General features: G+C 43.4%; 5 protein-coding genes. 1 reads left to right on the top strand and 4 read right to left on the bottom strand.

Annotation, left to right across the window (positions count from 1 at the left end; translation table 11 throughout):
• Positions 1-284: 284 nt before the first annotated feature.
• A complete protein-coding gene (locus VIS94_12235) occupies positions 285-1,247 on the top strand; it encodes an alpha/beta fold hydrolase (protein ID HEY9161835.1) in 963 nt (320 codons plus the stop codon).
• A 35-nt stretch (positions 1,248-1,282) separates the two neighbouring features.
• Here the strand turns inward: VIS94_12235 and VIS94_12230 are convergent, their stop codons facing one another.
• The 4 genes from VIS94_12230 to VIS94_12215 form a co-directional block, all read right to left on the bottom strand.
• Positions 1,283-1,480: a hypothetical protein gene (locus tag VIS94_12230; protein ID HEY9161834.1), complete on the bottom strand. Its 198-nt coding sequence runs from the start codon at positions 1,478-1,480 to the stop codon at positions 1,283-1,285.
• A gap of 1 nt (position 1,481) precedes the next feature.
• Positions 1,482-4,199: a cation-transporting P-type ATPase gene (locus VIS94_12225; protein ID HEY9161833.1), complete on the bottom strand. Its 2,718-nt coding sequence runs from the start codon at positions 4,197-4,199 to the stop codon at positions 1,482-1,484.
• A gap of 442 nt (positions 4,200-4,641) precedes the next feature.
• Positions 4,642-5,067, bottom strand: a complete 426-nt coding sequence (locus tag VIS94_12220) for a hypothetical protein (protein ID HEY9161832.1) — start codon at positions 5,065-5,067, stop codon at positions 4,642-4,644.
• 14 nt (positions 5,068-5,081) lie between these two features.
• Positions 5,082-5,246, bottom strand: a complete 165-nt coding sequence (locus VIS94_12215; GenBank protein ID HEY9161831.1) for a hypothetical protein — start codon at positions 5,244-5,246, stop codon at positions 5,082-5,084.
• Between the last annotated feature and the right edge of the window lie 180 nt (positions 5,247-5,426).

Here is a 5,426-nt window from a genome sequence, read left to right as displayed (position 1 = left end):
ATTGCATTATTTCCCGGTTGTTCTCTGGAAATCGTATTTGCAATTTTCGGGATATTGCTTTGAGACATCTCTACGTCTGACCAAGTGCTCCATAAACCCGCAAAATGCGACTCCCCAAAATCAATCAGGGCAACAGGCCGTCAAGGCCTGACACCAATGGAAACTCAAAAATCAATTCACTTATTTTTGATATAGATATTGACTTATTGGTAAAATATCATGATAATAAAAAATGATTTAATGTAATTGAGGTGATGCGTTAGCCAATTAGTGAGGAGCTATCCATGAAAAAGTCATTGGCATTCATGTTAATTGTTTTATTTGTAGGGTTGTTTTCAGGATGTGCAAATGAAGTGGTATTCGATAAGGAAAACAACCTTCAGTTGTATTATGTGGCACCCGCTTCTACGCCCGCCCCAAACGGTTATCCGGCCATAATATTTATACATGGCTACAACGGTACAAAGCAGGAAATGCTTCAGCTGGCAATCAGGGCAGCTCAAAAAGGATATTTTGCCATCTCTATCGACTGGCGCCAGCCGAATAAGAGTTCCATAATGTGGCCTCAGTTGATGGATGACGTTCAAAATGCCATTTTCTGGCTTATAAAAGACACATCCTATGCTTCCAACTGGTCAATTGCCAATCCATATAAAATTGATATTACCAGAATCGGTGCAGCCGGTTTTTCCTGCGGAGGCATCACATCCCTCATGCTGATGGATTTCGATAAACCACCGATAAAGGCCCTCGCAGCGTTTGCCGCCCCAACCGATATGGAGTCAGAGTACCGATACCTCGCTTTCAGTGAGAAGGGTGATGAAAATGATCCTAACCCTTTGGATCCCAAATTGAACGTCATAGCAATTGATTTTATCGAAAACCTTGTTGGTCCCTATAAAATAAAGGACGTTAACAATGATGGCATCCCCGATTACGACCCCAAATACTATGAGGCAAGTCCAATAAACCATATTAATACAAAAGTTCCGCTTCTCCTGATCGATGGAAGCCTGGACATTGCTGTACCGCCCTCACAAGGCAGAATCATGATGAGAAAGGTTCGCGAACTGGGTGGCATATGTGACATGTTTATATTTAATATGGGTCATAGCATGTATCCCGGTCTGGCAACAGCCACCTGCCCGTCAAAGGAAATGGACGTAAACAGCGGCATCGAATACACCAATACCGAGGGAAATACTGGACTAGGCATCATGTTCGAATTCTTCAAGGCCAAACTGTAAATACATATAAAAGGCGGATAATCCCGCCTTTCAAATTATCCGCTTATTCTTTTGACAGTTTTATTTGCTATCAGGTCATTCAGCTCCTGCATCAGCAACCTCTCATGTGCATCGACCATTCCATCTGCATGGATAAGCTCAATGATCTCCTCATATTCCGAGTTATTTATCACATGATCGTCTATCGCCTTCTTGATGACTTCTTCAAGTTTCAGTCCGCTTTTGGTCAGCATATCAATCCTCCACAAGTGATTTGGTTTTTTTATACATAGGGCTTAACAATTTTTTTTCAAGTTCTACGACAAAAAGTATTACAACTGATGCGGCGATAATCCTCAGCCATGATACCAGGCCGACAGGGCTGCTTTGAAATGACCGGTTCATAAGCGGGAGATATGTGAAAAGAAGCTGTAGCGCAATCATTGAAAACACTCCTGCAAAGAGCCAGCGGTTCGAGAAGAATCCGGTCGAAAAGGCGGACTTGTTAAGCGAACGGCAGGTGAAAAGATAAAAAAGTTCAACCATGACAAAAACATTTACTGCCACCGTTCTTGCCGTGCTTATATCCGAACCCGATTTCAGCTCCCACTCGAACAGACCGAACGCAACCGCGAGCATCATTAATCCCACCATGAAAATCCTCCATATAAGCCTTCCGGTAAGGATGGGTTCTCCGGGTTCGCGCGGTTTTCTCTTCATGAGTCCTTCTTCTTTGGGTTCGAACACCAGCATGAGACCGAGAAGTACTGCTGTGGTCATATTAATCCAGAGTATCTGGACCGGGAGTATCGGAAGTACTGCACCGGCAAATATTGCAGCAAGTATGACCAGGCCTTCGCCCAGGTTTGTCGGCAGCGTCCAGACTATGAACTTGGTTATATTATCGAAGGTTCCGCGGCCTTCTTCTACAGCTGCCTCGATAGTTGCGAAATTGTCATCAGTAAGAATTATGTCGGCCGCCTCCTTTGCCACATCCGTTCCTGTTATTCCCATGGCAACGCCAATATCCGCCCTCTTAAGGGCTGGTGCGTCATTCACGCCGTCTCCTGTCATGGCGACTATATTTCCGTTAGACTGGAGGGCGCTTACCAGCTTAAGTTTCTGTTCTGGAGCGACTCTGGCGAAGACGGAAACCTCCCTGATGATTTCTGATAACTCCACATCTCCGAGCTTTGATATGTCCCTGCCTGTAAGTACGGACCCGGAATTTCTCAGGCCTATTTTCTGAGCAATGGCAGATGCGGTAAGTGCATGGTCGCCTGTTATCATTTTAACGTGAATTCCTGCACTATGGCAGTTTCTGATGGCCTCGACCGATTCCGCCCTTGGAGGATCTATCATGCCCTGGAGGCCTATGAAGGTCATTCCGGATTTTACCTCATCATGGCTCAGGCTTTTAAAATCCTTACACTCTTTTTTAAACGCAAATGCCAGTATTCGCATGCCTTTTGAGGCCATAGTGGAAACTGAGTCATGAATCCTATCATGATCGATTTCCGTGAGCCCGCCGTCAGGGCCTGATGCATAAGCGCAACGTTCCAGGACTGCTTCCAGGGAGCCTTTCATGTAGATGATGCAAGCGTCTTCGTCCGGATTATGGTTAAGCGTCGCCATATACTGGTGCTGTGATTCGAAAGGAAGGGTGTCTATCCTTGTCCATTTGGAGACGGTAACGGCATGGTCTAGGCCTGCTTTTGCTGCTGAAGTTATGAGTGCCCCTTCGGTCGGGTCGCCCTGGACTGTGTGCCTTCCTTCTTTGATGATTATCCTGCTGTCATTGCATAAGATGCCGCATCTCAGGCATTCTGCAAGTCCTGGAGCCGGAGGCATTGCTGTTTTCCCGTCTGTGTGCAGGATCTCTCCGTCAGGAGAATATCCTGAGCCTGTCAGAAGATATGATTCATAGCCGGTCATAATCTCCTGGACCGTCATCTGGTTTTCGGTCAGGGTCCCTGTCTTGTCTGAGCATATAACAGTAGTGCTTCCCAATGTTTCGACCGCAGGCAGATTCCTTATTATAGCGCCTCTTTTCGCCATGCGGGATACCCCTATGGCAAGAGTTATTGTCAATGCCGCGGGCAGGCCTTCCGGAATTGCTCCTACAGCCAGTGCAACTGCCGCCATGAACATGTCGACTGCGCCCTGACCTTTCATTATTCCTGCGAGAAATGTGAGTGCTGCGAGAAGCAGAATCACATAAAGGAGGATTTTACTGAAATGGGAGATTTTCCTTAAGAGAGGAGTTTCCAGTTCATCGGTTCTTTCCATGAGACTTGATATACGTCCAACTTCAGTATTGTTCCCTGTTTCCGTAACGACTCCTGTGGCCGTACCATAGGTAACAAGGGACGAACCGAATGCCATGTTTTTCCTCTCAGCCAGTTCTATGTCATCATCAAGTACCTGAGCTGATTTTTCTACAGATACAGATTCTCCTGTAAGTGCGGACTCGTCGGTCTGCAGGTCTTTTGCTGAGATTATTCGCATGTCTGCAGGAACCTTGTCCCCCGACTGGAGGAGAATAATGTCTCCGGGCACAATAAGTTCCGAGGAAATCCTTATTTTTTCGTGTGACCTTATGACAGTAGCTTCGGTTGTCATTGTTTTTGCCAGGGCCTCAATGGCCTTTACCGCTTTGGACTCCTGGAAAAAGCCTATTACGGCATTTACGATGACTACGCCGAAAATGACCCCGGAATCTACATACTCCTTCAAGAAGAATGTTATCAAGGCTGCTGCCAGCAGTATATAAACAAGGGGCTGGTTGAACTGAAGCAGAAACCTGATAAGAGGGCCCTTTGTCTTTTTGGCGGTGATTACGTTAAGACCAAAAAATTTGGCTCTATTTGATGCTTCATCCGGAGTAAGGCCGGTTTCAGGATTACTTGCCAGCAGTTCGAGAACCTCCTGAGCGGATAATGTATGCCATTTTTTTAATGTGCCGGGTTCCATAATATCTCCATATCTGAAAATGATTAAAAGATTAAAATATTATAATAAAACGATATTGACGTTTAACACAATATATTTTTCTTGTCCAAAATAGTTGTAAAATAAATTGGTCAGAATATAAGTATATCGAAAATGTTGTGATTATTCCCAATTGAGATGGTTTTTAAGGAGAACGATCTCCCCATTTTTGACTTTGCCCCGGCTGATTATGTGATGTACCCCACCCGGATATTAGATTCTCAATGGCCTGCCCATATAAAACCGATATCTGCTGAAGTCTAATTTGTCAAGGTTAAAGGCCTGACACCTTTGGGCTACGTAAAATTCGGTTATGCATGACCGGTATGATCCAGAATATCGAATATATCGGTTTTTTGAATCACCATCAGGGCAACAGACCGTTAAGGTAAGGCACCTTATGTTTCTTATCCCTTTAGAGTCTTTACCCAAATAATTGTGGTGCAAAAGTTACAATATTATTCCAATACTGACTAATAATCTTCGCCAGTATTTCTGCCATCTGAGTGCAATTATGATAGTCACCACCGAGTTTCTGGAGAGTTTTTGTTTCTTTCGCTATATCAATTGATAACATTTTTAAAGCATCCTGTATGAATATTTTTTGCCTTAACCCCTTATCATCATTATAACCTATAGGAATTTTATTTTCTTTTGACCGATATATTAATGCAAAGAGAAAAAAATCACTTAAATCAATTTCTATCTCTAATCCAACAGCATTATTATGATATCCAACTAAAATGGTGGTATATCCTAAGGCCATAACAATTGGCCCTTGCAAACCTAAACTCTTTGCAAGGGGGTCAAAAACAACTCTTACCTGATTCAATATTTCAGAAGATTCCATATAGTTATCTCATATTATTCAACAACTGAATTCTTTTTCATTCTTAAGAATGATTTATTATAATTCTCGCATTCTTTTGTAACTCTTCTCTCCATTTGATAATTTTCCGATGCCTTTCCTCTAATTCTTCTTTTTGCAAAATCTGGTCCGATATCAATTATTTTATACCCTTCCGCCATTTTTTGTTTGATAAATTGTTCATTATGAAGCAGTCCTTCTGACCTTCCCCCAATTATTAAGCCACCTTTAAAGCGAGTGTCTGGTTATTTAGCATATTTTTCTGGTTCATGAAATACTCATACGGGGCACAGTTCCCTAGGGAACTGTGCGGCCGCTTGTGATTATAGTCTGTCAGCCAT

The sequence above is a fragment of the Desulfomonilia bacterium genome (assembly GCA_036567785.1).
GTDB lineage: Bacteria > Desulfobacterota > Desulfomonilia > UBA1062 > UBA1062 > DATCTV01.
Note: the sequence above shows the minus strand (reverse complement) of the source record. Positions and strands in the feature narration are given on the sequence as shown.